A 17,478-nucleotide genomic window follows, 5' to 3' on the forward strand; every position below is an offset into this window, starting at 1 on the left:
ATTATTTGGCGTCACCCCTGCGGGCGCCGATTGGCTCGCTGTTTTGCGATATCCGCGAGTAATTTCCTGTGATTTTTACCTCTTTTGATACTTTCTGCGGCCCATGACAAAAGCAGCCAGGCCAGCACCGATCAGGAACAAACTTCCAGGTTCAGGAAGCGGATTGCCTGGATCGATGGCTGCTGGCATAGTTGCGCTGATCGCAACAACATTAAAACTATCATCGAATATTTCATATGATTGTGAGCCCGGAGTGCCAGAGCCGGTCCAATCAAAGCTCACTATAAAATCAGCGGGCAATGCGCCAGTTCCATCAGTTGATGCCGAGAAAATGCCGTCAGCAGCAAATATGAGATCTGGACCTATGGTGTAGGCGAACCATCCGGAGGGTACAGATTCGGCGGCGAGCCCGACGAAGTCTGTGGGAGCGAACAATACATTGAAACCTTCAAACGCAGTCAGTGAACCCGTGACGTGATAAGTAACTTGCCAGCGATCGGTTCCGGGTGTGCTATCCGTAAGGTCGAACATTGTATAAGTCACCGTCAACGCCGCCGCACCTGCGTTTTGGATTGCAAAGACCAATATGCCTGCAGCAATTAATTGCCTTAAAAGTTTCACGAATATCACCTCATTTTTATTATTGTGCCCCGGGAGCGTGAAAACCCTTGACGAGGTTTTCCGTCTTATCCTTACCTGCAATTAACCATCATTACTGGACAACGTGGTTGGAAACAGAGTGTTTTGCGGTGGAGGGAGATACAGCAAAATCGATAATGCAGGGAGCTGCCTTCCTTGCATCCACTTTAGAAAACTCACAAGCTCAAGCACTAGCATAAAGTATGCCAAATTATTGATTATGAATTCATTCATGGAGTTGCGATAAAGGAGGGAGAAGTCTTGATGATAAGTGTAAAAATTATCGACATTTACCAGAAACAATATCGCCCAGAGTGTGAGTTAAAATAATTTGAATGCCGTCATCACCATGCGAACCAAACAAATGGCAATATAATAATGGGCGCTTTTCTTGCGATCCTGTTGCTTACCTTGAGTGCCGAAGCCTCTGCTCAGGCTGATGAATTCGAGCATGCGAGGCAGGATCGACAAAAACATGAGCAAATACTCGAACGTCAGCGACAACAACGCCAGAAAGATTCCCGACAGCACCAGCAGTTCCAGCAGCAGCAACTGCAGCGACAGCAACAGGAACATCAGCGTCAGCAGCAACTGCGGGGGCGGCAGGAGCAGATTCGGCGCCAGCAGGACTTACAGTTTGAGCGGCAGGAGAAACAGCGGAGCGAGCAGGAAAAAACTTTCCAGCAGTGGCAAAGGGAGTATCGACAGCGACAACAACAGCGGCAGCAATATCAACCGCAATATTGAATGGCCGCGTCGATTGAACAGGTCCGCTAGAAGAGTTCTTCCCGAATTGGGACTACCACAAACAGGATCAGCTTACAGAGAGGTGCCGCAATTTCAACAATGAGGCGATTCAACTTCTCCGTCACGCGTTGCCATCTCAGTCAGTCTCGGCTCCGAGGCTTTGTTGCCGAAAGGGCTATATCAGGGGCTATAGTTGGGGCGAGCAGCGGGTCCTGACGCGTAGATCGGTAGAGGTCTTTCCGCCATACGCGCTACTCAGCGCTGGAAGACCTTCACCGGATGAATAGCCACAATCCATTTACGCAGGACGTTCAGCTCTGAGCTTCATGTGCAGCACTCTCTCCTCATGCCGTAGTACCATTTCCGCATCTCCGACCTCCGGTGATCCAATGAAGGACCAGATCGATCTCGACGATCAGGAGTCTTGATCAGGAGTCTTTCGTATACAAATATACCTTGCATCTCCGAGTGGATTATATAAATCAACATAACACCCCCCTTCCCAATTTCGCGCCCATCATTTTTTGCCTAAGCGCTCGGGTTCCAGGCAAAAAGCCCTTGAGTTTTGACCCCCCATCCCCCTGCAACAGCTCTTCTCCTGGCCTCTATTCCCCCTTAATAATTTATATATATAGAGGGCGAAAATAAGTGAAATAAGTCAAGAAAGGCGTGGCTATTGGGTTTGAGCCATATATTTAAGGGTAAGAAAAGGTAATTAAGTATGAAGTCGGCAAGTATTTACTCTGTTTAACTTGCCCTCTTATCCTTTTTTTACTCTTTTCTTCCCCTTAATTGCCACCTCAATACCGCGCGGGCTGGCTTTTCTACCTTTTCTTACTTTTTTTCGTAAGGGAAATATCGGGTTGCCGGTCGTCCGCCGGTTTGTTCCTGTTCCTGTTCAATCAATGGCGGTGCCAGATTCAACAGAGTTTTCAGCGCGTTGTCCACCTGCTTCCTTCGACTGTTTGGCCAGTGCTTTCGCAGGTTCGTTAGCGTGATGCCAGGATTTCTTGTAACGATAACCAGCACTTCAGCCTCGAAGGGATCCAGTCCGCTTTCATCATCTCTACAGTTAAAGACATAAGTTACGCTTGAATTCCAGTATTCCACCCAGGCAATAGCAGCATGAAGATCTCTTGGCTCAATGATGAGGCGTTTGTCCATTGCAGCAAAAACCATTGCAAGCATTCGCGCATACATCTCTGATCTGGCCAGCAAGCTTCCTGCCTTGCCCTCGCGATCTCGCGTTATGGTTTCGTATTGCTCCACCCATAAGTCGCGAGCAGCATCACTGAAGGTAACCTCATACAGATTATCGTCGTGCAGATTCCCATGGGTCACACCCATAATGGCGTCGGTTACCCGCTGCGCCAACTCTTCAATCTTCGCCTCTGGAGTTGGAAGAGGCAAGGCAACTAGCTTGGGGCGATACACGTGGAGAATCATGAACCGGTTCAACAGTCCGTTTGCCACATCGTTTGCAGTCGCCTTCTCGCGCAGTTCGTGGCTGGTAATGTGCCCTAGAATCGAGACATGAGGCCGCGTTGCCCGCGTAGGGTTGGTTTTGGTAAGCGGTTCGATGTCGCGGCCATCAAACAGATTGCGGATAGTGGCAGACAAGGTATTGTTGTCGCGCCGCAGCTGGGAGAGGACATTATCAAATTCACTCTCGATAGCCAGTAGACGCTTGTCGGTCACACCCGGGTCGCCGCCCCTGCCTTTTTCATCCGCCTCAATTGGATCACGAATGGCCCAGGCAATACCTTCCCCTGTGGAGAGACCGCCCGTATGGCAGCGTAGGCTTTCCTCAACCTCTCGCTGTTCATTGATCAGCGCATTAGCGCGCCTGAAGATCTTGCGTACAGTCGATTCTGCCGTACCCTTGCGCGCCTTTCCGCTTTTGCCCACGATAAGTGGGAAGGGCCTGCAATGGATTACCGCATCGCCTATAGACTGGAATAATGCTCGGCCCGTCATTGCGCTGAAGTAGGCCACGGCATTTGCAGCAACCGCCACCCAATGGGCTTCGCTGTTAGCGCAAGCCACCTCGACTATGTCATGGATGAGCGGAGGAAAGCCTATTTCCGGCATCTTGGGCGGGGCAAGTGGAGCGTCACATTCCCCAGCCAGGAGCGCATCCTCCTGCTTGATTGCTTCCGGTTGCTCCCACTTGCCCGACTTAAACGTCCTACTCACTTCTATTGTCTTCGCTATTTCTGATGTCTCAGCGTCGGTTGCAGCCTCCGTATCTGTCTGGGACCGGAGGTTAATGGGTAAACCATCCAAGCCGACCTGATCACCTGCTGGAACAAGGGCTTGATGTGACATGAGGTGAGGAGTGAGCTGAGGATCTGAAACAGGCCGGGGTGGATCACCTACCTTCCTTGCTGCAGCGATGGCTTGATTTACCATGCCCTTCCCCGATAGCACATGCAGATCATTGAAGTCGGTCGGCCTAGTACTCATATCACGCTCAGCAAAATCAGGGACAGCCAATAGTCCGCCGACGGTAAGAGCCGCCTCCGTAGCCTTGGTCAGGCCCGGGTTACCCTCGGTCCACTGATCATTATCACTACATACGATGAGAGTTGCCTCCTTAAACCGTTGCCGCATTGTCTGCACCACTAACGTGAGATTGCCTGCGTTGAACGCGACGGCGACAGCATGACCTGTCGCCTCATGTATGCTGCAACCCGTGGCATACCCTTCGGCAATGCAAATCACATCGGCAGGATCGCCTAGGACACAGCAGCCCCCGCTGATTTCACCTCCACTTAAGAATCGTTTAGTGCCGTCCTCCTCGATGAATTGGAGGCTTGTAAGCTTATCGGCTACGTAAACCGGAACAAGTAGCTGATTATCGTGCTGCCTGATGCCACCACACGGCTTGATACATTTCCTGAGCAGGTAAGAATGGTCAGTCCTTGCCTCTTTCGCGCCCGCGTAAATTTCGGCTGCCCGCCTTGCAGCGGCTACCTGAAGCTGACGCCGTTCTTCAGCTATTTCCTCTCGGGCCTTCTTTAATGCCTCCTCGCGTGCTCTACGCTCGGGAGGTGATAAGCTCTTCTCATCTTTGGCGTTCCAGATAATCTGCGTTCCCGATTTAAAATCGCCAAACACCGCGCTGTTCCCGTCGGGAAAAAGCTTGGCGTAACCGCTGGTATTGCCATTGGCCTCGTTGCCGAGTGGAAAGCGGAGGAACCCGCTTCCGCTCAGCTTCAGCGGTTCTGGTCTGTACTGATGTCGGTGCATGAATTCGACCAAATCGGGGGGTAGAAATGTTCTGATCATGACACCTCCTTTGCCAGAAATTCCCGAACAGCAGCTAACACTGCCCTTTGTCTTCGTCCCCCGCGACGATGTTTAGCTGCACAACCTTGGCATAGTTGGCAGAGATGCAGGATTGGTAAACGCAGGCCGTCCGGTGCAACATGCAATTCTGCAGCTGGCTGAAAAAGCGGTGTGAAAGGTTTGTGGCAGGATGCGCAGCATGTGTATTTGGCGATCGTGACTGGCAACTGATGCTTTTCCTCCAGCAGCTGAAGAAGTCTTTTTCCCTGTGGCACTTCAACGAAGTCATCCATTAACAGTCCTCCAAAATTGATTAGTAACGTTTAATTGAGTATTGCTATTAGGGAACATCGAATCGGGTAAGCCCCAGAAACGAGAAAGCGCCAGAGGTGGGGCCTGCCTGGCGCCTGAAAGAGGGTAAAAGTGCGCTCATTTCGCCCCCTTTCCTGGATTAGCAGGTGGGCGACTTGCTATCCAGGCGTGTATTTCATCGCTGCGCCATCCAACTGCTGAGCCCGACAGCTTTACCCTGCCAGGGAAAAGGCCCAGCGCTTCCAGCCGATAAATGGACGAACGCGACAGCCCGGTGAGTCCCTTTACCCTAGGGATCCGGTAAATCTCATACCATGGAGCTGCGTCAGGAAGATTTTTGGTTTTCATGATTCTCCTTCATGGGTTGGAATAAACCCCAATGGGACACATTGGGTGTGAAGGAGAATTTACAGAGGAGCATTCACGGTTTAGCGGAAACCGTGAATCTGCAAGGCAAGTTTTTTTGTTTCGTTAAATTTTTTTAAGGAAGAAGTGGCAAGGTATTAGCCGTGGAAGGCCGAGATTCCGTCGATGAATTAGAACCTCGCTTTTATTTGACCCCTTTTGGTCTGAGCTAAACCAGAAGGGGTTATCGCTGGTTCAGCTTCGAGGACTGTTTCTGTTTGTACGTTCCGCCGATACCGTCTTTGTAATAGCGGAACTTATTGCGAAGAGTAGCTTTACTTATTGATTTATCTTCCTTACCAATCCGATAATTGAGCTTGTCACCGTCGATTTCATGCAACTGGATTGAAGGAGTTTTTACAGTTGGATTTTGGCATTCCTTCTCTATAACCGACCAGAATGCCTCGAAATTGTCGGGTTCGCGCTGTTGGCTGCACAGTTTCTGGTACAGTCTTCTAAAATGCCGATGAATGGGACTCAGAGATCCTCGTGTTCTTCCAGATGTAAAAGAAGCTTGCCGGCCTAGAAGCACCTCAAGTGATGCCGTGTGATAGCGCAAGAGATGAGCTTTCAGTTGTGCGACGCATTCGATGATCCACTTTTTGTCACCCGGGGATTGCTGAATTGTAAGTGCCAAGTACAAGGCTTCCCCACATGCGAGTAACGCAGGATCGTAAACTTTCAACGCCTCACCTTTCGTATTTCCCTGCGGGTTCCTTGGCATTCTCCAGCAGCCCTCTCGGAGATCATTTAGGCGCCACCACATCTCCGCATGATCCTCTAGAGCCACCCTCAAGTCCGGGTCATCATCCAGCGTCCATCCCTCTGGTTCCCAAAACCTTTCATATTCAATAAAGGCTTCCCGCAGCTTCCTGATCAGAAAGGTAAGGGGATCGGCAGTAAGATTGCGCCATAGCTCGTCCTGATTGCCATCCCAAGTCGTCTCCGGTTTCTCCAGCACCACCGCCGCTCTACACATCTCATCAAGCAATTCATTTACATGATCCAGTTCGTACAGGTCTTGAAATATGATTGTTGCTTGCTCGCGCGGATATCGAGCGGGAAGGGTCTTTTTTTCCATTTCCAACTACTTAGTGCATTCCTGTTCGAAAGGTCTTGATCGGGGCATCTTATTTCCTTCCTTGGAGTGTGATAGCTACTAAATGTCATCTATCACACTCGCGTAAACCTCCTCCCAGTGGCTAGTCCATTAGGGGCGCATTGCTCTCAACGCTGATTTAAGGGGAAGCTGCGAGATAATGACGAATTGATGCGTCTCGATTTGGTATTGGTTGAGCTGGAAGAAAACAGAGGGTAGCTCTAATTCCCTAGTGGGAATCTTTCTTCTTTTTGATGGAGATATATAAACAGTATCGTCTACACTTTGAACCCTAAGGCAATCCAGCGAATATGAACTATGGCATGAACGAGGCAAGTTCTTGGCGTAGCGCTTGCAAGCTTCAGGAAACTCTGAAAGCAGTTATTATCACTCAGTAGGCCGGAGATCAATAATTTGTCGAATAAAGGGGAGATAGTTGAATTGAATCACTACTTGTAGGCGAGGCCGCATTTTAATTTTAGAAATTTAATAAAACTAAATAGCCGTGACAGTGGCCCTCATGCTTTCGTCCTTCTTACAGTCCTGGAGCAGAAATACCCCTAGCAGGCGCCTTTTATCTTCAGGGGAAAAGGCCCGGATTTTTTGCTTATATCTCCGATTGAAATTCAAAATTTTTTCGCTGATATACCTATCTAGGTTAATCATCAAGTGATCATCTGTACAAAAGGAATACGTGTTACCCCATCCTCTAATAGTGCTACTAACCTCATTTAGCGCATCCTTGTAAGTAGTTTTTTCGTTTATGCATCGGAGCGGACTACTGGATTTTTTAATAACCTTGTCAAATATTTCATTCACACGATCTCTAAGTCTTTTTATGCTCTTATCAGAAGGACGAATGCGGTCAGGTCTTACACTACATCCTAGAAATTCAAATCCTTTATTGGATACCCCATGCTCAGCCTTATCGGGAGAGTGACGAGGGTCATATACACTTAAGTTTAGTTTTTCCAAGAAAGCTGATGCGCTAGCAAAGGCTTTAAATGCTTTTGATTCACTTGGTGCAAACAAAATGAAGTCGTCGATATATCGGATACAGACGATGCCTCGGGCATTCATTTTTTTATCAAAATCATCTAAAAGCAAATTGCAAAGTACGGGAGAAAGGCAGGAACCTTGAGCAACACCTTTTCCTTCCAATGGAAAAAGTTCCTTGTCACGGCCTAAGGTTATAAGATTACTCAACTCTGTTGTTGTTGCTTGAGTTAACAACGTATTGAAATCATCATCCTTAGATGCAGAAGTAATAATTTCTAATGCTTGTGAACGAGGAATATTATCGAAGAAGGCACAAATGTCAGTTCGAATAAAATAGGGCTTTTCCAGGGCTGTTTTATAAGCTTTGAGAATCGCTTGAGGTACACCGATTTCTGCAATTCCGCCAAAATTAAAACCAGAGTCTAATTTAGCTCGGACACTTGGAATTTCTTGTACAACATCTAGCAACGCTCGCTGAACAATGCGATTAGGAATGGGGGATATTACTATCGGTCGCTTTTTGCTAGGGTTATTCTTCTTCTTAACCGCGACCCCATAGCTTTGAGAAAACACGTACCGTTTTTCTCTCAACTGATCGGCAATCCGCCGAAGGTTTTTTTCTAATGAAAGGGAGAACTGCTCGATTTCAGTTCTAATTGTAGGCGATTTAGATGAAATACCGTTTTCGTATATGGACTGCCAAGCACTTCTTAGACGATTGTTACTGTACAGCTTGCGATAAAGCTCTGCCATGATTTATTTTTGTTGGGGCTCCCATCGGCAAGCAACCCACCCGCTCAAGACACTTCATCTCTCAGGCGAAACCATAAATGGCCCAGCCTGGCCTAGGCACGTATTGCGTGCTTCGGCGTCCTCGTAACATTGTGCGGCTCCACCAGCTGGTGGCCCGCTAAGCACTAAAACCGAGACGATGACAGCTAAGCTGTACAACCACTTCCGTAAAGCACGGCTGGCACGTTTTTGCTTGCGGTCTTTATCCTCATTGCCGTCTCCAATTCTATCGTTTTTGACTGCGTTGGCAACCGCAAGTTAGCGTCGCCCTCCCCCAGAAAATAAGTCCTTCAACCGTCCGATGAGAGCCTCTATAAGGCTTTGCTCCGGTTAACTTTACATCATCTGAGCTTGGGCTGCATCTCTCAGGCGAAACCATAAATGGCCCAGCCTGGCCTAGGCACGTATTGCGTGCTTCGGCGTCCTCGTAACATTGTGCGGCTCCACCAGCTGGTGGCCCGCTAAGCACTAAGACAAGGGATTTTCCAATTATAAGGTACAGTTAGTGTCTGTGCTTGAAATTAATGCACATCTTATTACTTTTGTTTACCCAGGCTAGTCGAACTAACGCTGCATATAGTTATGACAGTACTCCAAGTAGCCATAATCTACTTGATGTAATGAGATTATTAGTGAGCCTTCAATTTATTGTTATACGAGAGTGGGGGTGAAAATGTAGGTAGCCGAAAGAATCCAAAAAGAATTCTTTAAAAAATATCAACTTACATTATTTTTTGGCGGAGAGAGAGGGATTCGAACCCTCGGTACGGTTTGACCCGTACGCACGCTTTCCAGGCGTGTACCTTAAACCACTCGGCCATCTCTCCTGTTGAGGGTTCCAGGAAAGGAACCCGGCAAAGGGCGCAAAGGATACACCAGAACGCTATCCCCGGCAACTTTACGGTAGTATAGCCGAAAGCGGCTCATCCGTATCGACGGCCCTTGAATCCTTTGACTCAAAAAACCAGAAACAGGAAGTAGCATGCAGATCAAATCCCGCATCCGCACCATCGCGCATTATCCCCATGAAGGCATCATGTTTCGTGATATCACCACTTTGCTGAAAGACCCGGTGGGGTTGCGCGCGACTATTCAGGAAATCGCCAGCCGCTACAAGAGCATGAAAATCGATAAAGTGGCTGGAATCGAGTCACGCGGCTTCATCATTGGCGCGCCGGTTGCCTACGAGCTTGGTGTGGGATTTGTGCCGGTGCGCAAGAAGGGCAAGCTGCCTGCCGAAACGCGGGGGCGCGATTATCAGCTGGAATATGGCAGCGACCGCATCGAGATTCACGTGGATGCGATTCAGAAGGGCGACCGGGTGCTGCTGGTGGATGATCTGATCGCTACCGGCGGGACGGCGGAGGCTGCCGCTGGCTTGATTCATGAGATGGGCGGCGAGGTGGTGGAGTGCAGCTTTGTCATTGATCTGCCGGATATCGGGGGCAGGGCGCGGCTGGAAGATCAGGGCCTCAAGGTGTTTGCACTGTGCGAGTTTGAGGGGAACTAAACTCTGCCGGGATGGAGTCTATAATGATTTATATAAACGCATTATCTATGGTTAAGAAGGATACTCATAGTGTGTGTTGTCCTGTTATTGATCTTCATGCTGGCTCCGGTCGCATCCTTCGCCGCTCAGGCTCAGGATTATGCCGCGTGGTCAAAAAAGAACCTTGATGGCTCGTGGACGCGGATTACGGAAACTGCTGTTGACACCTCGTCTCTTCCCTCTGCGGTCCCCAAGGATATCGGCAAATTTTGCCCGACCTATAAGCATTTGCCACGCAAAAAAAGGATTCAGTTCTGGGTGGGCCTGCTTTCGTCCATGGCGGAATTCGAAAGCACCTTTGATCCTGGAGCGGCTGCGAGGGGGCCATCCAAAGACGTATTCAGAAGGCGGGATACAAATCGAGGGCTGCTGCAGATATCAAAAGAAAGCGCAAACCAGCCGGGCTATAGCTGTGGCATCAAGAAAGCAAAACGCCTGCACGATCCCGCCATTCATCTTCCATGCGCGGTAAAGATATTGTCTACATGGGTCAGTGCTGACCATGTAATAGCCTCTTATAAGGGGAATAAAAAAACCAGGGGCGGAGGGCGCTATTGGGCTGTGCTCCAGGAAAAAAATGGCCGTCTGCCTGCAATATCGAGTTTCACCAGAAACCTGCCCTTCTGTCGGAAGGGCTGAATGAATTCCTTGCCCCGCCCGGCGGCGTTGGTTTCATGCTTTGGGGATGGGCGGCATCACCGCTGCCAGCCGTTCACGTTTCAGAACCTGAAGTTGTACTGGACGTAGAACAAGTCAGGCGAGACGCGTGGCGCCTGCGCTTTCAGGAAATTGCCGGCAAACAGTTTCGAATATCCTATCAGTACGTCTTCATGCCGGTCGACGTGTATGTTGAAGCGGAAATCGATCTCGTCTCCTACATAGCTGCCGGATTGGCCGGTTGCGTCTCTAAGGGTAGCGGCGCCGGCGGCGTTGTACAGGAAATCGCGCTTGTTCGCCAGATAGAAGCGGTGGTACTGGGCGGTGAAATTGGCCCAGGGCAGGGGGTGCAGATTGAGCTGGGCGTTGAAGTCGTGGATGTTCTGCCTGCCGACGCGATCGATCCATCCGAGGTAATAGTTGCCGAAGGGAAAAAGCTGGTTGAAGGTGGTGCGGCTGCCATCGGTCAGATTATTGTCGCCGGAGGCAAAGTCGTAGCGCAGCCAGAATTGCGGATTCAGCGGCTTTCCCTTGAAGTGGTAGCCAGCGCCGGAGGCGACGGCAAAGGCCGAGATATCCTGGTTGGAATACTGCCCGAACTGGTACATGCCCTCCAGTTCGTACAGGAACTGGTTGTAATCTCCGGCCAGGCGGCTGCCGAGGGTATGCGTGATCGAATCGCCCCTGACCCCGGCCCTGCCGACGGCAAGATTGCGGTTGTCATCCAGGCTCAGAAAATAGAAATCGGCCAAGTGCCCTTTCATGGGCTTGTATGTTCCCCATAAACCGAAGAATTCGCGCTTCTCATCCCAGTTATCGAAATTGTTTCTTTCCGTCACCATGGGCCGTACCCAGAATGCATCCAGGTCGAACGTAGGCGTGCGCCAGAACCCCTTTATCCCCTGGAAAGTGCGGCGGGTGTTGACCCAATCGAGCGTGGAAATCAGCCGCTGCGAGCCGTAAAGCAATTCCTGCCGCCCCACGCGCAGATAAGCTGGACCGTCCTTGATGTTGGCAATCTTGATGTCCGCAAAAACATTCAGCATATCCGTGTGGTTGACATCCGTGGCTAACGGCGCCAATGCCTGGCCGAAAGTGCGGGCATCCAGAAACTCCGCAAATAGTCGGATCCGATCCTGATACCAGAGATCGGCATGAAAGCGGCTGCGGATCATGTGGTAGTTGTCGCTGGTATTGGTCAGCCGGGCATCGGATTCCCGCATATACCGGTACCAGAAGCTGCCGCCAAATGACAGAAGGAAGTCATCGCCAAGATGGATGCGCTTGATGGGATCGAAAATATCCTTCTCATGGTCGGGTTTTTCGAGATAGCGGAAATCGATATCGAAAGCCGGTGTGGTCATGAGGGCATAGGGCGCATAGGGAGAAACGGGCGGGTTCTCACGCTTGTTGCCGGTTATATGATCCCAAAGCGAGTAGTATCCTGGTCCCGAGGGGGCGATGCTAAACATGCCGGGGCGGGAAGGGGCGGTCACCGGCGGCACTTTCGACCAGTCGAACCGGCTGCTGCTCCCGTCACTGCCCGTTGCAGGCGCGGGCGCTTGCGATGATGTCGGGGCTACGGTGGTGCTGCCGGCGGGAGCAGGGTCTGCCGCAGAAGCCTGGAGCATGAGGCCGAGCATGCCTGCCAAGCCGGATTTCACCAGCCGCTTCAATGCGCGCTGTGAAGAGGTTGAAAAGCAGGGGGCGTTTTTGGCAGGCGTGAATGAAGCAGGCAGGCAATCAGGCAGATGCATAGCGGGATTTCATGGGCTTCGGAAAAATGCTCGCAACTATAGCAAAATCAGCGTGGATTTTGAACTGATGGGCAACGCATGCTTTGGTCTGTGTGCTATCCGAGTTGCATGCGAGGGCATGACATGAGGACATGCCTTGGCTTATTGCTTGCCGGAATCAAGGGTGCCTGGATTTCAGATGTTCGGATGAACACTCCAAAAGGTCCAAAAAGGGGGTGTCTCTACCTGTAAAACTTCCCCTCGCGCTCCGGCTGGTAGATGATCTCCTCTATCCGTACCTTGATGGTGCCGCCCCCCGGACGCGGCCACTCTATCTCGTCGCCTGTGGAAAGCCCGAGCAGGGCGCTGCCAACCGGCGCAAGCACGGAAATTTTATTACCGGACCCGTCAACATCTTTTGGATAGACCAGCGTCAGGCGGAAGTCCTGGCCTGAGGAATCGATGCTGAACCGTACTGTGGAGTTCATGGTTACCACCGTGGGCGGTATTTGCTCGGGCTCGACGATTTCGGCGCGTTCGAGCTCGGCTTGGAGTTCCGCACTGCCAGGAACCGCGTTGGCTGGAAGCGACTCGAGCAAGGTCTCAAGCCTGTCCAGGTCCTGGGATGTCAATATGATGTGCGGTCTGCTGTTCATTTCAACCTCGTTTCAAGTTCAGTCATCGCCCCGTCATTCCTCTTACTACAGTGCCAAGTGCTTACTATTGCTGTCTTCCTGTCTTCCTGACTTCCAGTGCCGGTTCCTCGCCGGAAGTTTTGATCGGGCCGATCGGATAGGATGCCACTGATTCTATCATCAAATGTCATGATATTACCGGAGCGACGGGAGTTCATATGCTGCTTTTATGGGCACTCCCGCTTATCAGGATTAATGACAGTGCCGCTCACCTTTGACCCCTCATCGTATTGAGCGTAGAGTCGAATAAGGAGCATACGACGAGCACATAATTTCTTGTTTCTTGAGGAGCGGTGGCCATGCAATCTCCAACTATTGTAAATCCCTCTCAATTGGACCCGGTAAATCCGGCAATCGAAAAGTATATGCGCAGCCTCGTGGGTCGGACTGATCATCCTGTGCTGACTGAAATGGAAGCGGTGGCTGCTAAAAACAATTTTCCCATCGTTGGCCGCCTGGTCGGTGTTTTTCTGGAGACGCTGGCGAAAACGATCGATGCCAAACGTATTTTCGAGTTTGGCAGCGGCTACGGCTACTCGGCTTACTGGTTCGCAAAAGCAGCCGGGGCGGATGGAAAGGTGATCTGTACCGATGGCGATCCTCAGAACAAGGAAAAGGCCGAACAGTATCTCAAGTCTGCAGATCTGCTGGAGAGGATCGATTTTCGTACTGGCATCGCGCAGGAGATATTCGGGCAGACCGAAGGATTATTCGACATCTGCTACAACGATGCGGACAAGGGGGATTATCCGGAAATCTGGCGTATGGCAAAGGACAGGATTCGTCCGCATGGGCTATATATTGCCGATAACGTGCTTTGGCATGGAAGGGTGGCGGTGGAACGTTATGTTGATATTGTTCCCGGATGGACCGAGGCCATTCTCGAGCACAACCGGTTGATTTTTGGCGATCCCGAATTTGACGCTTTCATAAATCCAACGCGGGATGGCGTCGTCGTGGCGCGAAGAAAGTCACAATGACACGCTATTTTTAATCAGTCTCCAATGCCTAAGCCGCGAATCCTTGGAGAGAGCAGGGCTGCTGAAAAATATCCAAATAAAATATCGAAGGCTCAAATCCGGGGGGGCAAATCGAGAGAAAATTTTTATAATTTCTTGTTGTATTTCGGAATGAGATGTGTAAAACTGGTTTCCAGTAAAGTTGTAGCGCGAAACTAGGGTTCCGGCTTCTTTTTCGAAGTGTCTGGTCCGAGAGTTTCCGGCTTCGTCATGACGAGGCTCCACGGAGGGATAAAAGCCCGGGAGATCATGTAGTTATTACATTGATTCCTGGAATTTTAACTGCCGAAAAAGGAGACCCGTCGTGTACTCTCCCTCCGTATTTTTCCCTGTTTCTGCAATTGTCGCGCATGGCCTGAATGCTTTCGGCATTCCCGTGTCTGCGTCCATACTCCTCGATCTTCATGTTTTTCCGGCCGGTACTTCCGGGCATCCCGCCTTTAGCGCTTCGGGGAGGAGGCCGGCGCGTCACTGGCAGAACAAAATCTTCCCGCTTGTTTAGAAAGGGTTATCATGCCTGTAGAGGAAAGCCGCGGCGCCGTCGTCCCTCCCGCTCCTCCTGCTTCTGCTCCTGGCGTTGTGCTCGTCACCGGCGACAAGCTTCATCGCAGCATGAGCGTATGGAACAGCTTTACGCTCGGCTTCGCGGTTGTTTCCCCCGTGGTAGGGCTTTACGCCATCATCAGCGTTCAGACCACTGTGACAGGAGGCGGATGGTTTGGCGCGCTGGCTACCTGTCTCGTCATGCAGCTGCTCGTGGCCACGGTCTACGCCGAGCTGTCTTCACAATTCCCCATTGCAGGGGGCGCATACAAATGGGCGCGCCAACTTGGAGGGGTGACTACCGGGCAATTTGCCGGTGTCATCTACGTCAGTTCCACTATTGCCATGCTCACCACCACCGCCTATACGGGTGGTGTCTGGCTTGCCCTGTTTTTTGGAGCCGAGAGCGAAACCGGCTCCGCATTCGTGATCTGGGGCGCAGTATTCCTCCTCCTGTGTACCATTATCAATCTGGTTAACGTCAATATCTTCAAGCTGGTCATCACAATGGGAGTTTATGCGGAAGTTGTCGGCTCCCTGGGCGTGGCGCTGCTACTGTTCCTGTTTTTCAGGCAGCATTCTTTTTCCGAACTGTTCCAGCATCTCGGCACGGGCACCGCGCCAGACCAGTTATCCGCGTTTCTTGCAGCGCTGGCGATCGCCGGATGGGCATTCATCGGTTTTGATGCCTGCTCCACCATCGCGGAGGAAACGCACGAACCCAAGAGGATGGTGCCGCGCGCCGTCTTCTTCTCTTTATGCATGGTGGGATCGGTGGTGCTTTTCAACTCCGCCGCACTGACACTGGCGTTCGATCGCGAGGCACTGATTGCTGCGAGTGCCACTTCCGATCCGATTACGCCTGTGATTACCGGCAGTTTTGGCGAGTGGGCGGAAAAGCCATTCTTAGCGATCGTCATGGTCGCATTCCTGGCTTGCGGCGCCTCGGTGGTGAAATATACCTCGCGTATCGTGTATTCCATGGCCCGCGAAGGCCATATGCCCGCTGTTCTCAGCCGGCTGGGGCCCGACAAGACGCCCCGTAACGCCGTTATCTGTACCGTATCGCTGGCAGGATTGGGATTGCTGTTCGGATTGAATGATGGCGCCGTGGCTACCGTGATTGCCTTCGGCACGGGGGGGCTTTACGCCATGTTTTCCATGACGACCGGCGTGGGTTTATTCACGCGGCTTACCGGGCGCTGGAATCCGGCATTGGGTGAGTTGAAGCTTGGCGTCTGGGGGTTGCTGATCAACACAGCCGCTTTTATCTGGTCTGTATTCGAACTTGTCAATATTGCCTGGCCGCGTCCCTATGCAGCGGCTCCCGATGCCCCGTGGTGGCAGCTTTGGGCGGTACCCCTGGTGCTGGGCAGCATTCTCGGCATTACGGCCCTGTATATCCTGATAAACAAGATGCGTAAAAAATCCACTTCACACAGCATGCAGAGGGAAGCGAAAACACCGCATCGATCTACGAATTGAGCTGATACACCTGAAAAACTATCGTGATGAGGAGAAAGAGAGATGAATCAACCGGATGCATATTTGTGGGAACAACATATTCCCGGGGGCTGCCACTGGTCCGGCATTCTGCGGCGCGGTACCACGCTGCGCATGACGGATGTCAGCGGCGGCGCCAATGCCTCGGTGTTGTTCTTCAATCAGGAAGAAAAACTGGAGCGCTACAACATGGCCGATACGCTCAAATCCCAGCACACCTTCCGCCTGACCAAGGGACATGCCTGCCATTCGGATATGGGAAGGATATTCTGCTGCATTACCGCGGATAGCGCGGGTTGGCACGATACTGTCTGTGGCCTGAGCGATGCCGACCTGATACGCCGGAAATACGGTACTGCACGGTATCAGGAGCACCGCAACCAGATGTTCCGCAATGGACTGGACGGCATGCTGATCGAGCTTGGAAAATGGGGTTTGGGTATGCGGGACGTCGTATCCAATATCAATTTCTTCAGCAAGGTGACCGCCAATTCAGCCGGTGAACTCACCTTCCACTCCGGCAACAGCAAAGCGGGAGATCATGTGGATTTGAGTTTCGAAATGGATACGCTGGTGGTGTTATCCGCTGCGCCGCATCCTCTCGACCCCTCCACGACGTACCAGCCCGGTGCAGTCAATCTCGCTGCTTTTGCGACCCCATCCTCGGCGATTGCCGAATGCGCGCATATTTCCGAAAACCAGCGTGCCCGGCAAAACACTGAATGTTTATATGCTTGTCATGGAGGTGCGGCATGAATGCGAATTTCAAGAACAAGAAGAGTTTTGTTGAAAGCATGTTCGATCCCGATGCGGCAGTAGTGGATGAAATCTGTCCCGCGGGAGAACCGTGGGTCAAGATCGTCAGGGAGGGGCAGATATTCCGGATTGTGGACCTGGAAGGCAACCAGGCCGTCGATACCCTGTTTTACAACGCTTCGCACGCGGTGGAGCGCTATAGCGCAACCGATACCATACGCAGGCAGAAGAAAATCTATCTGACTACCGGCAGCAAGCTGTACTCGAATTATGGCAACGTAATGCTCACCATCGTTGCGGATACATGCGGACGGCATGACACCCTGGGAGGGGCATGCGCGGCGGAGAGCAATACAGTGCGGTATGCGCTGGAGAAATTTCCCATGCACAGTTGCCGCGATAACTTTCTGCACGCGCTGGCGCATGAACCGGAGTGCCAGCAGCTGGGTATCAGCAAACGCGATATTCCGAGCAATATCAATTTCTTCATGAACGTGCCGGTGACGGAAGAGGGTGGCCTGGAATTCGTGGATGGCGTGTCCGCGCCTGGCAAATACGTGGAAATGAAGGCCGAAATGGATGTGGTGGTACTGATTTCGAACTGCCCGCAATTGAACAATCCATGCAACGCCTACAATCCCACCCCCATTCGATTGCTGGTCTGGGACGACCCCAGTGAGATGAGCTTTACATAGTCCAGTTTCTATCCCGGCCGTTTTTCACTCAACCGAGAATA

The 17,478-nt window shown here is 51.4% G+C and carries 16 protein-coding genes, 1 tRNA gene and 1 riboswitch; of the genes, 7 read left to right on the forward strand and 10 right to left on the reverse strand.

Annotation, left to right across the window (positions count from 1 at the left end; translation table 11 throughout):
• Positions 1–75 precede the first annotated feature (75 nt).
• The 8 genes from NMUL_RS04895 to NMUL_RS04925 form a co-directional block, all read right to left on the reverse strand.
• Positions 76–621, reverse strand: a complete 546-nt coding sequence (locus tag NMUL_RS04895) for a PEP-CTERM sorting domain-containing protein (RefSeq protein WP_104009593.1) — start codon at positions 619–621, stop codon at positions 76–78.
• Between the two features lie 339 nt (positions 622–960).
• Positions 961–1,230, reverse strand: coding sequence for a hypothetical protein (locus tag NMUL_RS04900; RefSeq protein ID WP_041352392.1), 270 nt, complete (start codon positions 1,228–1,230; stop codon positions 961–963).
• A 990-nt stretch (positions 1,231–2,220) separates the two neighbouring features.
• A complete protein-coding gene (locus NMUL_RS14850) occupies positions 2,221–4,677 on the reverse strand; it encodes a DUF3987 domain-containing protein (RefSeq protein ID WP_011380279.1) in 2,457 nt (818 codons plus the stop codon).
• Complete coding sequence (locus NMUL_RS15615) at positions 4,674–4,970, reverse strand: hypothetical protein (protein ID WP_146063184.1); 297 nt, start codon at positions 4,968–4,970, stop codon at positions 4,674–4,676. Before NMUL_RS15615 ends, NMUL_RS14850 begins: the two co-directional genes overlap by 4 nt.
• Before the next feature lie 136 nt (positions 4,971–5,106).
• Positions 5,107–5,337, reverse strand: a complete 231-nt coding sequence (locus NMUL_RS04910) for a helix-turn-helix transcriptional regulator (protein WP_011380280.1) — start codon at positions 5,335–5,337, stop codon at positions 5,107–5,109.
• A 241-nt stretch (positions 5,338–5,578) separates the two neighbouring features.
• Positions 5,579–6,481, reverse strand: coding sequence for a hypothetical protein (locus NMUL_RS04915; RefSeq protein ID WP_146063185.1), 903 nt, complete (start codon positions 6,479–6,481; stop codon positions 5,579–5,581).
• Positions 6,482–6,988: 507 nt separating this feature from the next.
• Positions 6,989–8,245: a reverse transcriptase domain-containing protein gene (locus tag NMUL_RS04920; protein WP_011380282.1), complete on the reverse strand. Its 1,257-nt coding sequence runs from the start codon at positions 8,243–8,245 to the stop codon at positions 6,989–6,991.
• A gap of 774 nt (positions 8,246–9,019) precedes the next feature.
• Positions 9,020–9,111: transfer RNA gene (locus tag NMUL_RS04925), tRNA-Ser, on the reverse strand.
• Positions 9,112–9,266: 155 nt separating this feature from the next.
• Between NMUL_RS04925 and NMUL_RS04930 the strand changes: the two genes are divergently transcribed.
• Positions 9,267–9,794, forward strand: a complete 528-nt coding sequence (locus NMUL_RS04930; RefSeq protein ID WP_011380283.1) for an adenine phosphoribosyltransferase — start codon at positions 9,267–9,269, stop codon at positions 9,792–9,794.
• Between the two features lie 69 nt (positions 9,795–9,863).
• A complete protein-coding gene (locus NMUL_RS04935) occupies positions 9,864–10,472 on the forward strand; it encodes a transglycosylase SLT domain-containing protein (protein WP_011380284.1) in 609 nt (202 codons plus the stop codon).
• 80 nt (positions 10,473–10,552) lie between these two features.
• Here NMUL_RS04935 and NMUL_RS04940 read toward each other — a convergent pair whose 3' ends face one another.
• Positions 10,553–11,962: an alginate export family protein gene (locus NMUL_RS04940; protein WP_238529869.1), complete on the reverse strand. Its 1,410-nt coding sequence runs from the start codon at positions 11,960–11,962 to the stop codon at positions 10,553–10,555.
• Between NMUL_RS04940 and NMUL_RS16275 the strand changes: the two genes are divergently transcribed.
• Positions 11,952–12,374, forward strand: coding sequence for a hypothetical protein (locus NMUL_RS16275; RefSeq protein ID WP_238529870.1), 423 nt, complete (start codon positions 11,952–11,954; stop codon positions 12,372–12,374). The two genes, NMUL_RS04940 and NMUL_RS16275, sit on opposite strands and share 11 nt — an antisense overlap.
• Positions 12,375–12,468: 94 nt before the next feature.
• Here NMUL_RS16275 and rnk read toward each other — a convergent pair whose 3' ends face one another.
• Entirely contained in the window at positions 12,469–12,882 is a 414-nt protein-coding gene (rnk, locus tag NMUL_RS04950) for a nucleoside diphosphate kinase regulator (RefSeq protein ID WP_011380286.1), read from the reverse strand.
• 338 nt (positions 12,883–13,220) lie between these two features.
• Between rnk and NMUL_RS04955 the strand changes: the two genes are divergently transcribed.
• The 4 genes from NMUL_RS04955 (at position 13,221) to NMUL_RS04970 (ending at position 17,437) form a co-directional block, all read left to right on the forward strand.
• Complete coding sequence (locus tag NMUL_RS04955; protein WP_011380287.1) at positions 13,221–13,901, forward strand: O-methyltransferase; 681 nt, start codon at positions 13,221–13,223, stop codon at positions 13,899–13,901.
• 183 nt (positions 13,902–14,084) lie between these two features.
• A riboswitch (guanidine-I (ykkC/yxkD leader) is annotated at positions 14,085–14,188 on the forward strand.
• A gap of 265 nt (positions 14,189–14,453) precedes the next feature.
• Entirely contained in the window at positions 14,454–15,968 is a 1,515-nt protein-coding gene (locus NMUL_RS04960; protein ID WP_011380288.1) for an APC family permease, read from the forward strand.
• 42 nt (positions 15,969–16,010) lie between these two features.
• Complete coding sequence (locus NMUL_RS04965) at positions 16,011–16,742, forward strand: urea amidolyase associated protein UAAP1 (RefSeq protein ID WP_011380289.1); 732 nt, start codon at positions 16,011–16,013, stop codon at positions 16,740–16,742.
• Positions 16,739–17,437, forward strand: coding sequence for an urea amidolyase associated protein UAAP2 (locus tag NMUL_RS04970; protein WP_011380290.1), 699 nt, complete (start codon positions 16,739–16,741; stop codon positions 17,435–17,437). The genes NMUL_RS04965 and NMUL_RS04970 overlap by 4 nt, the downstream gene beginning before the upstream one ends.
• The last annotated feature ends 41 nt before the right edge of the window (positions 17,438–17,478 follow it).

The sequence above is a fragment of the Nitrosospira multiformis ATCC 25196 genome, assembly GCF_000196355.1.
Lineage (GTDB): Bacteria > Pseudomonadota > Gammaproteobacteria > Burkholderiales > Nitrosomonadaceae > Nitrosospira > Nitrosospira multiformis.

Bases quoted from the DNA above. Each gene is read 5' to 3' on its own strand.
- NMUL_RS04955 (WP_011380287.1), top strand. From the start codon at position 13,221: ATGCAATCTCCAACTATTGTAAATCCCTCTCAATTGGACCCGGTAAAT.
- NMUL_RS04910 (WP_011380280.1), bottom strand. From the start codon at position 5,337: ATGAAAACCAAAAATCTTCCTGACGCAGCTCCATGGTATGAGATTTAC.
- NMUL_RS04970 (WP_011380290.1), top strand. From the start codon at position 16,739: ATGAATGCGAATTTCAAGAACAAGAAGAGTTTTGTTGAAAGCATGTTC.
- NMUL_RS04940 (WP_238529869.1), bottom strand. From the start codon at position 11,962: ATGTTTAGCATCGCCCCCTCGGGACCAGGATACTACTCGCTTTGGGAT.
- NMUL_RS04930 (WP_011380283.1), top strand. From the start codon at position 9,267: ATGCAGATCAAATCCCGCATCCGCACCATCGCGCATTATCCCCATGAA.
- NMUL_RS04920 (WP_011380282.1), bottom strand. From the start codon at position 8,245: ATGGCAGAGCTTTATCGCAAGCTGTACAGTAACAATCGTCTAAGAAGT.
- rnk (WP_011380286.1), bottom strand. From the start codon at position 12,882: ATGAACAGCAGACCGCACATCATATTGACATCCCAGGACCTGGACAGG.
- NMUL_RS14850 (WP_011380279.1), bottom strand. From the start codon at position 4,677: ATGATCAGAACATTTCTACCCCCCGATTTGGTCGAATTCATGCACCGA.
- NMUL_RS04960 (WP_011380288.1), top strand. From the start codon at position 14,454: ATGCCTGTAGAGGAAAGCCGCGGCGCCGTCGTCCCTCCCGCTCCTCCT.
- NMUL_RS04965 (WP_011380289.1), top strand. From the start codon at position 16,011: ATGAATCAACCGGATGCATATTTGTGGGAACAACATATTCCCGGGGGC.
- NMUL_RS16275 (WP_238529870.1), top strand. From the start codon at position 11,952: ATGCTAAACATGCCGGGGCGGGAAGGGGCGGTCACCGGCGGCACTTTC.
- NMUL_RS15615 (WP_146063184.1), bottom strand. From the start codon at position 4,970: ATGGATGACTTCGTTGAAGTGCCACAGGGAAAAAGACTTCTTCAGCTG.